The sequence below is a fragment of the Cupriavidus pinatubonensis genome, assembly GCF_019602855.1.
Lineage (GTDB): Bacteria > Pseudomonadota > Gammaproteobacteria > Burkholderiales > Burkholderiaceae > Cupriavidus > Cupriavidus pinatubonensis.
Genome location: NZ_CP080766.1, coordinates 2,001,855 through 2,013,995 on the forward strand (window position 1 = coordinate 2,001,855; position 12,141 = coordinate 2,013,995).

At 65.0% G+C, this 12,141-nt stretch carries 12 protein-coding genes, 1 tRNA gene and 1 pseudogene; 7 read left to right on the plus strand and 7 right to left on the minus strand.

Annotated features, from left to right (window positions below; all coding sequences use genetic code 11):
• Positions 1 to 33 precede the first annotated feature (33 nt).
• On the plus strand, positions 34 to 243 hold the full coding sequence (locus K2O51_RS09125; RefSeq protein ID WP_140953305.1) for a DUF2188 domain-containing protein: 210 nt from the start codon (positions 34 to 36) through the stop codon (positions 241 to 243).
• Positions 244 to 449: 206 nt separating this feature from the next.
• On the opposite strand, the gene K2O51_RS09130 is transcribed toward K2O51_RS09125, so the two are convergent.
• The 4 genes and pseudogenes from K2O51_RS09130 to K2O51_RS35750 form a co-directional block, all read right to left on the minus strand.
• A complete protein-coding gene (locus K2O51_RS09130) occupies positions 450 to 965 on the minus strand; it encodes a DUF4142 domain-containing protein (protein WP_041680274.1) in 516 nt (171 codons plus the stop codon).
• Positions 966 to 1,163: 198 nt separating this feature from the next.
• Complete coding sequence (locus K2O51_RS09135) at positions 1,164 to 1,595, minus strand: PRC-barrel domain-containing protein (protein ID WP_041680273.1); 432 nt, start codon at positions 1,593 to 1,595, stop codon at positions 1,164 to 1,166.
• Positions 1,596 to 1,776: 181 nt separating this feature from the next.
• Positions 1,777 to 2,394, minus strand: coding sequence for an erythromycin esterase family protein (locus K2O51_RS09140; protein ID WP_425332965.1), 618 nt, complete (start codon positions 2,392 to 2,394; stop codon positions 1,777 to 1,779).
• A pseudogene (locus K2O51_RS35750) lies at positions 2,363 to 2,479 on the minus strand (hypothetical protein); the annotation flags it as partial. The pseudogene K2O51_RS35750 and the gene K2O51_RS09140, both read right to left, overlap by 32 nt.
• Between K2O51_RS35750 and K2O51_RS35755 the strand changes: the two are divergent.
• Positions 2,458 to 2,712, plus strand: coding sequence for a hypothetical protein (locus K2O51_RS35755; RefSeq protein ID WP_166487095.1), 255 nt, complete (start codon positions 2,458 to 2,460; stop codon positions 2,710 to 2,712). The pseudogene K2O51_RS35750 and the gene K2O51_RS35755 overlap by 22 nt on opposite strands.
• A gap of 225 nt (positions 2,713 to 2,937) precedes the next feature.
• Positions 2,938 to 7,002, plus strand: a complete 4,065-nt coding sequence (locus tag K2O51_RS09150) for a CheR family methyltransferase (RefSeq protein ID WP_220630104.1) — start codon at positions 2,938 to 2,940, stop codon at positions 7,000 to 7,002.
• Between the two features lie 110 nt (positions 7,003 to 7,112).
• On the opposite strand, the gene K2O51_RS09155 is transcribed toward K2O51_RS09150, so the two are convergent.
• Positions 7,113 to 7,673: a hypothetical protein gene (locus K2O51_RS09155; protein ID WP_220630105.1), complete on the minus strand. Its 561-nt coding sequence runs from the start codon at positions 7,671 to 7,673 to the stop codon at positions 7,113 to 7,115.
• A gap of 193 nt (positions 7,674 to 7,866) precedes the next feature.
• On the opposite strand from K2O51_RS09155, the gene K2O51_RS09160 reads away from it, so the two are divergent.
• From K2O51_RS09160 to K2O51_RS09170, 3 genes are all read left to right on the plus strand, one after another.
• Positions 7,867 to 8,460 carry a recombinase family protein gene (locus K2O51_RS09160; RefSeq protein WP_011301027.1) on the plus strand — a complete coding sequence of 198 codons (594 nt, stop codon included), beginning with the start codon at positions 7,867 to 7,869 and terminating at the stop codon, positions 8,458 to 8,460.
• Positions 8,461 to 8,622: 162 nt separating this feature from the next.
• Positions 8,623 to 8,868, plus strand: coding sequence for a DUF2795 domain-containing protein (locus K2O51_RS09165; RefSeq protein ID WP_245001801.1), 246 nt, complete (start codon positions 8,623 to 8,625; stop codon positions 8,866 to 8,868).
• Positions 8,869 to 8,909: 41 nt separating this feature from the next.
• On the plus strand, positions 8,910 to 9,281 hold the full coding sequence (locus K2O51_RS09170) for a hypothetical protein (RefSeq protein ID WP_011301025.1): 372 nt from the start codon (positions 8,910 to 8,912) through the stop codon (positions 9,279 to 9,281).
• 85 nt (positions 9,282 to 9,366) lie between these two features.
• Here K2O51_RS09170 and K2O51_RS09175 read toward each other — a convergent pair.
• Positions 9,367 to 9,453, minus strand: a tRNA-Leu gene (locus tag K2O51_RS09175).
• Between the two features lie 70 nt (positions 9,454 to 9,523).
• Entirely contained in the window at positions 9,524 to 9,895 is a 372-nt protein-coding gene (locus tag K2O51_RS09180) for a hypothetical protein (protein WP_011301024.1), read from the minus strand.
• 658 nt (positions 9,896 to 10,553) lie between these two features.
• On the opposite strand from K2O51_RS09180, the gene ilvA reads away from it, so the two are divergent.
• On the plus strand, positions 10,554 to 12,137 hold the full coding sequence (gene ilvA, locus K2O51_RS09185; protein WP_011301023.1) for a threonine ammonia-lyase, biosynthetic: 1,584 nt from the start codon (positions 10,554 to 10,556) through the stop codon (positions 12,135 to 12,137).
• Positions 12,138 to 12,141 lie beyond the last annotated feature (4 nt).

Below are 12,141 nucleotides of genomic sequence, written 5' to 3' on the forward strand. Positions count from 1 at the left end.
GACCGGAGCCGGTTTCGCCTCGAGGAGTGAATCATGGCGGACGGTGTCGTAAAGGTAATCCCGGTAAGAGGCATGCTGTGGGCAGTGGCCATGACGGCCAATGGCAAGACGACGAAGAGCGAAACCTTCGCATGCCGCAGCGCCGCGATCGCAGCTGGGGTCAAGCTTGCGCTGCAAAACGAGTCCGTATTGCTGATCCAGGGCCTCGGCGACGAATGCGCCGGGAACGAAACCCTCCAGTAGTCCACGCCTTCCTGCCTGCATCCGGACGATCGCCGCGTCACGGCGGCATCCGGCACCGAAGCTTGCCTTTCTCCTCGGCGCTAGCGCATTGCCTGCCCACTGAAGACTGACCTGGACAAGTCGAAGGCGGCGACGGCATGATGCCGCGCGGTTTCCGCGGGTCGTCTGACAACGGAAACCGCGCGGCAGTGCGGGGTGTATGCGACCTACTTGGTCTTCGCGGCCAGGTTGCGCGCCATGTCCAGGTGGTGTTCCAGCGTTGGCAGCGTTTTCGACGCGAACGATTTGACGTCGGTGTCGCTCGCGGTCTGCGAGGCGCCACGGAACAGGTCGACGGCCTGCATATGCGCCTGCACGCCCACCGTGTCGGCGTAGCGGCGGTCGAACGCGGCACCGCTGAGCCCCTTGAGCGCTTCAAGCGTGGCGCGGTCCGAGGCGTCCGGTGCGCTCGGCAATGTCACGTTCTTGCGGCTGGCAAGCTGCTTGAGCTCATTGGCCGCGGCTTCGTGGTCTTTCACCATCTGCGCGGCAAAATCCTTCACGGCGCTGTCACTGGCCTTCTGCTGGGCCAGCTTGCTGGCCTCGATTTCCATGGTGCCGGCCTGCGCGGCCTTCTTCATGAAATCGGTATCGGAAGCAGAGGGGGCGGCATAGGCGGCAGGCACGAGCACAGAGGCCAGGGCGATGGCGATCAGGTGTTTGGGAAAGCGGGTAAGGGTCACGGGGAGTCTCCTGTTGTGGCCGCGGGCGGGATGCGAAGCCTGTGCAAGCTTCGTGCCGCGCACCGTGGCGCACCGTATGGCGCCCAGGCTCCCGTACGCCGGGTGGTCCGGTGATGTACATCTTGCAAGCGTCATCACCAGGAATGCACGCCCGGGCAGCCGTCGGTGGAACGGCTGCCCGGTTCGGATGCCAGGTCCTCAGAGAACCGGCGAAGAGCCTACCCAGTACGGCTCGCGTTCATAGTATCGGTGCACGTCGGTGCCCCATTGCGCGTCTGCCATGCTTGGCCAGCTGTCCTTGTTGAACCCCGGCGAATTCTTGATGCGGTCGGCGGTCAGGCCAATGCGGAAACACTTCGCGTCGGTGTCCATCACCAGTGCGCTCCACGGAATCGCGTGCAGCGTATCGCCCATGCCGAGGAAGCCGCCGGTGGTGAGCACCGCGTAGGCCACGCGGCCGCGCGGGACGTCGATCATGATCTCCTTGATTTCGCCGACGTGCTGGTCGTCGGAGGAGTAGACCTTGGTGTCATCAAGGCTCGACGCCGCCATGACTTCCGGGCCCGGGCCTTCGCCGACGCCGCCGCCCACGATGGCAGCGCCTTGATTCGAGTTGAGGTTGCGATCCATTTGCAGTCTCCGATCGGTTGCGGGTCCCCTCGTGGAGCAACCCGCATGCCCGGTCGCCGCGTGTCGCGGGGGAACGCAGCGACGCGGCATGCGCGGGCGCCGCCCTGCGCAACGTGCGGAAGAAACTACAACTGTCGGTAATGAGGTTGCAGACGCCACAAATGTTGCAGAGGTCGCGTCGTCACAGGCCGAACGGATAGGTATCTGGCATGTCGCCGGCCGAGGCCGTCTGCGGCGGCGCACCGAGCGGATGCACCGCGGTGGTCGTGTCCAGCCAGAGCCATCCGACGAACTGGCGCGGCAGCACGGCGTGCATGTAGTGGCTCTGCAGTTCGGTTTCGGGCTGGTAGATCACGCCGATGAAGCGTTCACGCAGCGGTTGCAGCAGGGCCTCGCGCAGGGTGGCGCCGGTGCCCGCGACGCCGTCGCGCAGGTCAACGAACGCGCGCGGCAGTCCTGCCGCGTGGGCCATATGCTCATAACTGTCGGTGCGGGCCGGCAAGACTTGCTTGACCTGCATTGGGCCGTCCCAGCGCGATGCGGCGGCCACCGTGCCCGTATAGGTATCGAGGCCGATCAGCGCGGCGCGGTTGCCCATGGCCTCGCGGCACAGCTGACCGAGGTTGAGCTGGTTGTGCTCGGCGCCCATGACCGTTGCCGACGCATCGCCGATATGGGAGTTGTGCGCCCACACCACGGCCCGGCACTTCGGCCCCCACGCCTCCAGCAGGCGTGCCGTAGTGGTCGATGGCGGCGGCGTCGGGCCAGTCCGCCTCGACCGCGACCACGGTGAAGCCATGCTCGGCAATGAGTCGCTGCGTCAGCCTTGCCCGCGCCCGGTAGAACTCGGCCGTCCCGTGCGATGCTTCGCCGAGCACCACCACGCTGGCGTTGGCATAGCGGTCAACTGGCGCCGGGCGGCACCCTGATCGCCCCGGTCGGCACGCGTGCGCGCCAGGAACTCGTGCGCATCACGCGCGACGCGCACGGGCAGATCTCGCGCGAGGAACTTGGGGCCGTTGCGTTCGATAGCGCCGGAAGGGGGTCGGGAGTCCATACTAATCCTTGCGCGGAGGCGTTCTGGCCGATGAAGCGCCTGCCGTTGCTGCGGCAATAGGTCGAAAACGGCAGCGGACGCTGTTCGAGGCGCTAGAGTGCACGACAGATTCCATGTGTGCCACGCAAGATTCGTGACAACACCGGCGCTGCCGGCAACTGCAGGCAGGGAATATCAAGTGATGACATACCGGTATGCCCGTACCGCCGCATTCCATTGTCCTGGCAAGGAGGTTGCGTAGTAACATCTTTGTCTTACTCTGATCTTCAGAATGCAAGCACCACGATGGCTCCATCCCGAGTGAAATCGCTCCCTAGTCAACTCACTTTTCCCGTCGTCGGCATTGGTGCGTCCGCCGGTGGGATTGAAGCGCTCAAGACGTTTTTCGAGACGTTGCCGGGGCGTACCGGCGCCGCCTATGTGATCGTCGTGCATCTCGCGCCCGATCATGCCAGCCACCTGGCGGAAGTGCTCAGCGCGGTTACCTCCATGCCGGTGACGCAGGTGACCGAAGTCACCACCATCGAGGCGAACCATGTCTACGTGATTGCGCCGTCCATGACGCTGTCGATGGTGGACAGCTGCCTCAGGGTCGAACCCGAAGCCGGGCGCGATACGCACCGCGCGGCTATCGACCTGTTCTTCCGGTCGCTGGCCGAGGCGCACCGCGAACGCGCGGCCGCCATTGTGCTGTCCGGGGCGGGCGCGGACGGTTCGGTCGGCATTACGCGCGTGAAGGAGCTGGGCGGCATCGTGCTTGCCCAGCAGCCGGAAGAGGCCGCGTTTTCGAGCATGCCGCGCGCGGCGGTCAGTACCGGCCAGGTCGACATCGTCCTGCCGGTGCCCGAGATGCCGCAGAAGCTGATGGAGCTGTGGTCGAACGCGAACCGCATCCACCTGCCGTCGGACGACGAAGCGGCCGGCAGCCTGGCGGGTACGGCCGATACCGAGCACATCCTGCGCGAGATCATGGTGATCCTGCGCACACGTACCTCGCATGACTTCCGCCAGTACAAGCGCGCGACGGTCCTGCGCCGCATCGAACGGCGCATGCAGGTGAACGGACTCAGCGAGCTGTCCGAGTACCGTGATTTCCTGCATGGGCACCCCGAGGAAACGCCGCTGCTGCTGCAGGACATGCTGATCAGCGTGACCAACTTCTTCCGCGACCGCGAGGCATTCGACGCGCTGCGCAATGAAGTGCTCCCGCAGATCATCGAAAACCGGCGTACGGAAGGCGACCCCATCCGCGTCTGGAGCGCGGGCTGCGCGACCGGTGAAGAGGCGTACTCCATCGCCATGTTGCTGCAGGAGGCCACCGGTAACACGGCGGAAGCCGTGCAATATCAGGTGTTCGCGACGGATATCGACGAGCGCGCGATTGCCCACGCACGCGCAGGGCTGTATCCCGAGTCGATCCTCGCCGACGTCGACGCCGGGCGCGTGCGCCAGTTCATGACGCGCGACGCCGGCCACTACCGCGTCAAGAAGGAACTTCGCGAACACGTCCTGTTCGCGTTGCACAACGTGCTGCGCGACCCGCCGTTCTCGCGGCTCGACATGGTGTGCTGCCGCAACCTGCCGATCTACCTCGACCGCGAGGCGCAGCTCGACGTGCTGCGCACCTTCCATTTCGCATTGCGTCCGGGCGGCATCCTGTTTCTGGGCGGCTCGGAGGCCGCGGACAGCGTCGGCAACCTGTTCAGCGTGGTCGACAAGAAGGCCCGCATCTACCGGGCCAACGTTGCGGTACGCGTGGAAGCGCCCACGCCCCATGCGCCAACCGCCATTGCATCCAGCCTGCCGATGACAATCACGCCGCAACTGGGCCGCCGCAAGTTCTCGTTTGGCGACCTGCACCAGCGCGTGATCGAACAGCATGCGCCGCCCAGCGTGCTGGTCAGCCGCGATTCCGATATCGTCCATCTGTCGGACCGTGCCGGGCGCTTCCTGCAATATGTGGGCGGCGAGCCGTCGCATAACATCATCGCGACGGTGCGTCCCGAACTGCGCCTGGAGTTGCGCACGGCAATATTCCAGGCGCTGCAGACCAACCACAGCGTGGAGGCGCGCCGCGTCCAGCTTGAGCGCGACGGCCGGCGTTTCTTCGTGAACATGATTGCGCGGCCCGTCCATGACGTGGAGGCCAATGCGGACTTTGTGCTGATCCTGTTCGACGAGGTCGAGGACAGCATGGCGGAGGCCGATGCGGCTGCCGTGAGACCCCAGCGCGACCCGATGGTCAGCCAGCTCGAAGGCGAGCTGCAGCGTACCAAGGAGCAGCTGCAGGCCACCATTGAGCAGTCGGAGACGTCGACGGAAGAGCTCAAGGCTTCGAACGAGGAGTTGCAGGCCATCAACGAGGAACTGCGCTCGGCCACGGAAGAGCTGGAAACCAGCAAGGAAGAGCTGCAATCGATCAACGAAGAACTCACGACGGTCAATGCGGAGCTCAAGTCGAAGGTCGAAGAGACCGGCAAGATCAACGACGACCTGCAGAACCTGATCACGGCGAACGACATCGGTACGATCTTTGTCGACCGCAATATTCGCATCAAGCGCTATACGCCGAGGGCTACGGACGTGTTCAGCATCATCCCGTCGGATATCGGCCGCTCGCTGCTCGACATCACGCATCGGCTGGAATACGACAAGCTGTCGGACGACGCCGCCGAGGCGTTCGATTCGCTGCGGCTGATCGAGCGCGAAGTACGCAGCAGCGATGGCCGCTGGTACCTGGCCCGGTTGCTGCCGTACCGGACCACTGAAGACCGCATCGATGGCGCCGTGCTGTCGTTCATCGATATCACGTCGCGGCGCGCCGCGGAGGAACGGCTGCGCGACGGCGAGCTGCGCATGCGCATCGTGGCCGAAAGCACGCGCGACTACGCCATCATCACGTTTGACGACGACGGCGGCGTGACGAGCTGGAACGTCGGTGCACACCGGATATTCGGTTATGACGAGTCCGAAATGCTTGGCAGGACGGCCGACGTCCTGTTCACGCCCGAGGACCGCGAACAACGCGTACCGGCGGAGGAAATGGCACAGGCGCGCAAGTACGGGCGCGTCGAGGAAGACCGCTGGCACCTGCGCAAGGACGGCACCCGCTTCCGTTCGAGTGGCGTGCTATCGCGGCTGGATACCGCCGGCATCAGCGGTTACGCGAAGATCGCGCGCGACCTTGACGAAGTGCTGCCGCAAGGCGCGCCGCGCAACGACCCGACCTGGCGGCAGGACGACGATCACATGCGGCGCGACGAGTTCCTGGCGGTGGTGTCGCACGAACTCAAGCATCCGCTGAACCTGATCAGCGCGAGCAGCGAGCTGATCGCGCGCTCGGCCGAGGCGCGGCGCAATCCGGTCATTGCGCGGGCGACCGCGACGATCCGGCGTACCGTGCAGAACCAGGCTCAGATTATCGACGACCTGCTCGACATGTCGCGCATGCGTACCGGCAAACTGTCGCTCACGCGGGACCCGATCGACTGGCGCGAAGTCGTCCAGCGCGTGTGCGACGCCGTGAAGGAAGATGCGGCGAGCAAGAATCTGACGCTGCATTGCAATCTGTCCGGGACACCGGTCTGGATCAACGCCGATGTCACCCGCATCGAGCAGGTGGTCTGGAACCTGATCAGCAATGCGCTGAAGTTCACGCGCGAGGGCGACGAGATCCGCGTCACGCTCGAGAACGAGGGCGATCGTGCCAGGCTGGTGGTCAAGGACAGCGGCCATGGCATCGACGCGCAGGTGCTGCCCCATATCTTCGACATGTTCCGCCAGGGCGCCAATGCGCGCGGGCGGCAGAGCGGCCTGGGAATCGGCCTGTCGCTGGTCAAGGAGATCGTGACGCTGCATGGCGGCACGGTTTCCGCGAGTTCCCCGGGACTCGGCCATGGCGCGACCTTCACTGTCGAGTTGCCGTCGGGCTCCGACTCGCGCATTGATGACACCGAGCCGCCGGTGACGCCGTCACTGCTGCGCGGCTTGCGCGTCATGCTCGTGGACGACGATGCGCCGACGGTCGAGACGTTCCGGATGCTGCTCGAATCCGAAGGCGCTGCGGTGCAGGTCGCCACGGATGCCGAGGTGGCGCTCGCGGAGATGGCGGCGAGCCCGCCGGACCTGTTGCTGTCCGACCTCGGCATGCCGGGCATGGACGGCTTCGAGTTGCTGCGCGCCGCACGCAAGCTGCCAGGCCTGGAAGGGTTGAGGGCGGTGGCCCTCAGTGGCTACGGGCAGCAGCGCGACATCGACGCGGCCCAGGAGGCGGGATTCGACGCGCACGTGTCCAAGCCCATCGTGCTGGACACGCTGCTTACGACGCTGATGCAGCTTCGCAAGGACTGACACTGTCGAGCGCCAGGCCCTGGTCCTTGTCTGGGCCAGGCGCCTGGCGCCTGGCGCCGGACGGTGTCGTTGCCTTGTTGTCGTGTCACTCTCACACACCGTTGCCGCAATTACCGGCTGCGCGATCGCACTCGCGACGCCGCGGCGACCTGCTGGCGCAAGCGGTTGCGCTGCTTGCGCAGCGACGCCACGGTGTGGCACAGAGTGTGCAACAGCATCTCAGTGAACTCGGTGGGCAGGCCGTCGGCGCGGAGTTGGCGCGCGAACCGGATCTGGCGGCGCAGGTTGCTGCGGACCTCCCAGATATGCCGTTCGATGTCGAGCAATTGCCGGCTTGCGCAGTCGGCAGCCGCGGAATTGCGCGGCCGGGCTTTGCGCAACAGCACCGTGGCATCTCCGTCGGCGGAAGACGTCGCCTCGGCAGGCTCCTCGGGGTTCTCGGGCTCGGTTGGCTCCGCGGGCACCGAGTCGGTATGCATGTCGATCCAGCTTTTCGCCCACGCAAGCCCCTGGGCTTGCGCGCGTTCGCGGGTCCGGTAGAACCCCAGTGCGCCCGACTCGACCAGCACGGCGCCGGCACGTACCACGCAACCGGTCGCCTGCCAGGTGTCGTCGGACAGCAATGTGGCGAAACCTTCGACGGTATGGTCGTAGTATTGTTGGGTCGTCATCGGCACTTTATCCTGTCTCCGGTGGAGGCCGCGCCGCATGCGTGTGTGCAACCGGCCGTAGTATTTATTTTCCATGTCTTCAGGGAGATGGTAAGAAAGGTTGCCTGTCGCTGATATGTCAACGCGCTGTCGAGAATGTAGTTATTTCGGACAACTATGGTGCCGTGCCGCCGGCCTGCGGCGAGGAGATGGAATGCCGACTACGTATCTTTATACGAATCAGGCAGGGAGCCTCAGCGAATTCGAGCAGGAATGCATGGCGCTGGATGCCGCCGGGTATGTCATCAACATCGGCAATGCCTGGTGGGAGCGCTCATCGGTGATGGGGCCGGCGATGCAGCGGCCCGCTTTCCAGCAAATGTCGCGGCGGCTTCGCGCGGGCGACACTATCGTTACCGCCACGCTGGCGAGCCTGGGCTGCAACCTGCGCGATGTCATCGCCACGCTGCAGCGTTGCCGGTCGCTGGGGGTGCGGGTGCATTGCGCGGAAGTTGGCGATGAGAACCTGGCCGCGGCGAGTTCGGTGACCATGCGGACCTTGTATGCCGTCGACAATCTCGAGCGGCAAGGTCGCAGTGCCCGCATGAAGCAGAGCGCGCAAGAGGCCGTCGGCCGCGGTGCCCGGCTCGGCCGCAAGCCTTTGCTCGAACCCGACATGCACGAGGAAATCCGCGCGGCGATCCGTGTCGGAACATCGATCAGCGAGCTTGCGCGCACGCTGCGCGTGTCGCGCCAGACGATCATGCGGATCCGTGATGGTTGCCCGGAACGCACCGAAGGGTTTTGAAATCCACGCACATACCGGTGCAATTTCTTTCGTCATGACGGCGCGCTGCGCTGGCGAGGACGGGCTGCATCGCCGCGCCGATGCCCATGCCGGCATGGGCTTTGCGTTCCGTCGTCCATGTACCCGGCCTGACGCGGGCAGCATTCCGCAAGGGCAGAATCCATGGAGGCAATCATGTCGGAACGCGATAAAGGCAAAGACGAGTCTGCTCGCAACAGGCCCAGCCCGATTGCGCTGCAAAAGGCTTTGAAGGGCGTCGACTACCCTGCCACGCGCGGCGCGCTGGTGTCGGCCGCGCGCGAAAGCGGCGCGGATGACGAGATCGTAGATGCGCTGGAGGCCATTCCCGAGAAGCGTTATGAAGACCCGGCGCAGGTGTCGGAGGCCGTGGCCCATCGCTGCGAATGAGGTTGCGCGCGCCCGTTCCAACCACAGAGCAAGGAGCCACTATGCGTTATGCCGGAATCGCGGCGATCGCCGCCATGGCGTTGTGCTGCGGCACAGGCGCCCTCGCGCAGGGAGCGGGAAACCGCGCCGACTATGGTTCTAAGGACAGCAGGATCATCGGTCCCATGGCGCCGGGCAGCGCGCCCGAGGCAACGCGCAAGGGTGCGGATAATCCCGGCGGGCTCGGCAAGGGGCTGAACGACACGCCGCAGGAGCCTGCGACCGGCGCAGGCCTGCCTGGCAAGCCGCATGGGCGGCCAGCGTCCGAATCCGCGGGCAAGGCGCCGTCAACGGGGTTGCACGGCAGTCCGCGCAAAGGCACCGGCGGGGCCAAAATCAACCAGGTCAGTCCGCCCGACGAGAAGGCGCGGTAGCGATCGGGGGTAGCGAGCCGAACGCATCGGACGCACCAATGAAAAAAGGCTTGCCGAAGCAAGCCTTTTTCAAACTTCCAAATCTTGGTGCCCAGGAGAGGACTCGAACCTCCACAGTGTTGCCACCGCTAGGACCTGAACCTAGTGCGTCTACCAATTCCGCCACCTGGGCAAGTGAGCTGCGCATTGTATCAAAGGATCTGGAAAATGCAAGCGGAGCCTCGCATTTATCGATCGTGGCGCTAGGGTTGCCCCTGCAGCAGGTACTCCTGAAGCTGCGAAAGCTCCGTGGCGATCCCGCCTGGAAAGCCCTGGCGCCCGCCGCGCTTGTCGATCAGCAGGTCTTCCAGATAGGCGCGGATCGCAGTGGGATGCGGCCACAACGCAGCGAGCTGGTTGCCGATGCGCGGATAGCGCCGACACAGTTCCATGGGCCGGGCTTCAGGCGGCAGCGACATGAGCCAGCGCATCGCCGTGATGTTCAGCGCCAGCGAGTCGGGCGGTACGGGCCGCCGCAACGTGGGCCAGTCCGGTTCGACCTGCGTGGGCGGCGCGCCGTCTAGGATTTGTTTCGCTTCCTCGACGGAAACAAATTCGAATGATATGGGTTCCATGCCGGTCGGAAATACGGTGCGGGGCAAAAGCAGGCGAAAGCCCGCGTCATACAGTTACGGCCTTTCCGGCAATTTCTTGATGCCGCACGTTCCGCGGCAACTTGTAGCGACTCTCGGCAACTCCATACTCTCTGCCCAATCGCGTCGTCGCAATATTCGGGTTTGTGCCAGCTAGCCCCGGCGAGGACGTTGGAGTCTACTGGAACCGCGCACAAGACGTGGCTGGATGAAAGATCGGGCTGCAGTGCAGGCCCATCGCAATCCGGTCGGACTTAGATCCCTACGGAGACTACACCATGGTGACCAAGCAGGAAGACGCCTTCATTGTGAAGAACCTCATCGCGCTGGCAGCAGTGGAAACGATCGGCGCAGCGATTGCGCTGGGCCTGGTCTTCAACGTTATTACCTGAGTCTCCTGCCGGCCCGCGCCACCTGACGCGGGCCACATCCATTGTCAATCAGAAGATTGACAAATCGCCCCGGGTCCGACAAGCTTTCGTCCATGGACCGCCGTCACAACGACATCGCGCTGATTATTATCACCATTCCTGGAATGGTGGGTTAGCGCGCGTCCTCAGATCAGTTACCGCAAAACCCGCCCTGAGGCGGGTTTTTTGTTTCCGTCTCCTGGGCACACATTCAGCACAGGAGCCCCGCCATGCCGGCACAAGCCGCAGATCTTGCCACCGAATATCGCGATGTCCATGCGCCGGACGTTGCCGACCAGAACAGTTACCTCAGGCGCATCCTGAATGCGCGCGTCTACGACGTCGCGCGCGAGACCGAGCTCGAGCTGGCGCGCAACCTGTCCGCGCGCACCGGCAACGCAATCTGGCTCAAGCGCGAGGACAACCAGCCGGTGTTCTCGTTCAAGATCCGCGGCGCCTACAACAAGATGGCCAATCTGGATGCGCAGGCACTGCAGCGCGGCGTGATCACTGCATCGGCGGGAAACCACGCGCAGGGCGTGGCGCTGTCGGCCCGGCACCTTGGCGTGCGCGCGGTGATCGTGGTGCCGACGACGGCGCCGCAGGTCAAGGTCGATGCCGTGCGTGCGCATGGCGGCCCCACGGTCGAAGTGGTCCAGGCCGGTGCGTCCTATACCGATGCCTGGCGCCACGCAATGCATCTGCAGCAGCAGCTTGGCCTGACCTTCATCCCGGCCTTCGACGATCCCGACGTGATCGCGGGCCAGGGCACCGTGGGCGCGGAGATCCTGGCGCGCCATCGCGGGCCGCTCGACGCCATTTTCGTGCCTGTCGGGGGCGGCAGCCTTGCTGCGGGCATCGCCACGTACGTGAAGGCAGTGCGCCCCGAAATCCGCGTGATCGGCGTGCAGACGCAGGACTCATGCGCGATGGCGCAGTCGCTGCGCGCGGGACGGCGCGTGGAACTCGGCGATGTGGGCCTGTTCTCGGATGGCACCGCGGTGAAGCTGGTCGGCGAGGAAACCTTCCGTCTATGCCGGGCGTATCTCGATGATGTCATGACGGTCAGCACGGATGCCGTGTGCGCCGCCATCAAGGATGTGTTCGAGGACACACGCAGCGTGCTCGAACCCGCCGGTGCGCTGGCCGTTGCCGCCGCCAAGCAATACGCGCAACAGCATGGCCTGCAGGGCCGGACGCTGGTGGCGGTGACGTCGGGCGCCAACGTCAACTTCGAGCGCATGCGCTTCGTCGCCGAGCGCGCGGAAATTGGCGATGCGCGCGAAGCCGTGTTCGCGGTGACGATGCCCGAGGCGCGCGGCACTTTCCTGCGCTTCTGCGATCTCGCCGGCAGCCGCAGCATCACAGAGTTCAGCTACCGCATTGCCGATGCGCAAACCGCGCACGTGTTTGTCGGCATGCGCGTGCGGGATCGTACCGAGGCTGCGCAGATTGCCGGCACCTTCAGCGCGCAAGGCTTTGCCACGGTCAACCTGACCGGCGACGAACTGGCCAAGCAGCACCTGCGGCATATGGTGGGCGGCCGCTCCGTACTCGCTGGCGGCGAGAGACTGTTCCGCTTTGCATTCCCCGAGCGGCCCGGCGCGTTGATGACCTTTCTGCGCGCGCTGCCGGCCGACTGGAACATCAGCCTCTTCCATTACCGCAATGATGGCGGTGACGCTGCGTCTGTGCTTGTCGGCATCCAGATGCCCGAGGCGGCTGCACAGCGCAGCGACGCGGTGCTGGCCGCGCTCGGCTACCCGTACTGGGAGGAAAGCGCCAATCCGGCCTATCGCCTGTTCCTGGCATAGGCCG

Excerpts from the sequence above, each read along its gene's own strand:
- K2O51_RS09125 (WP_140953305.1), top strand. The coding sequence starts at position 34 with ATGGCGGACGGTGTCGTAAAGGTAATCCCGGTAAGAGGCATGCTGTGG.
- K2O51_RS09135 (WP_041680273.1), bottom strand. The coding sequence starts at position 1,595 with ATGGATCGCAACCTCAACTCGAATCAAGGCGCTGCCATCGTGGGCGGC.
- K2O51_RS09140 (WP_425332965.1), bottom strand. The coding sequence starts at position 2,394 with ATGGCTTCACCGTGGTCGCGGTCGAGGCGGACTGGCCCGACGCCGCCG.
- K2O51_RS35755 (WP_166487095.1), top strand. The coding sequence starts at position 2,458 with ATGCTTCGCCGAGCACCACCACGCTGGCGTTGGCATAGCGGTCAACTG.
- K2O51_RS09150 (WP_220630104.1), top strand. The coding sequence starts at position 2,938 with ATGGCTCCATCCCGAGTGAAATCGCTCCCTAGTCAACTCACTTTTCCC.
- K2O51_RS09155 (WP_220630105.1), bottom strand. The coding sequence starts at position 7,673 with ATGACGACCCAACAATACTACGACCATACCGTCGAAGGTTTCGCCACA.
- K2O51_RS09160 (WP_011301027.1), top strand. The coding sequence starts at position 7,867 with ATGCCGACTACGTATCTTTATACGAATCAGGCAGGGAGCCTCAGCGAA.
- K2O51_RS09165 (WP_245001801.1), top strand. The coding sequence starts at position 8,623 with ATGGAGGCAATCATGTCGGAACGCGATAAAGGCAAAGACGAGTCTGCT.
- K2O51_RS09170 (WP_011301025.1), top strand. The coding sequence starts at position 8,910 with ATGCGTTATGCCGGAATCGCGGCGATCGCCGCCATGGCGTTGTGCTGC.
- K2O51_RS09180 (WP_011301024.1), bottom strand. The coding sequence starts at position 9,895 with ATGGAACCCATATCATTCGAATTTGTTTCCGTCGAGGAAGCGAAACAA.
- ilvA (WP_011301023.1), top strand. The coding sequence starts at position 10,554 with ATGCCGGCACAAGCCGCAGATCTTGCCACCGAATATCGCGATGTCCAT.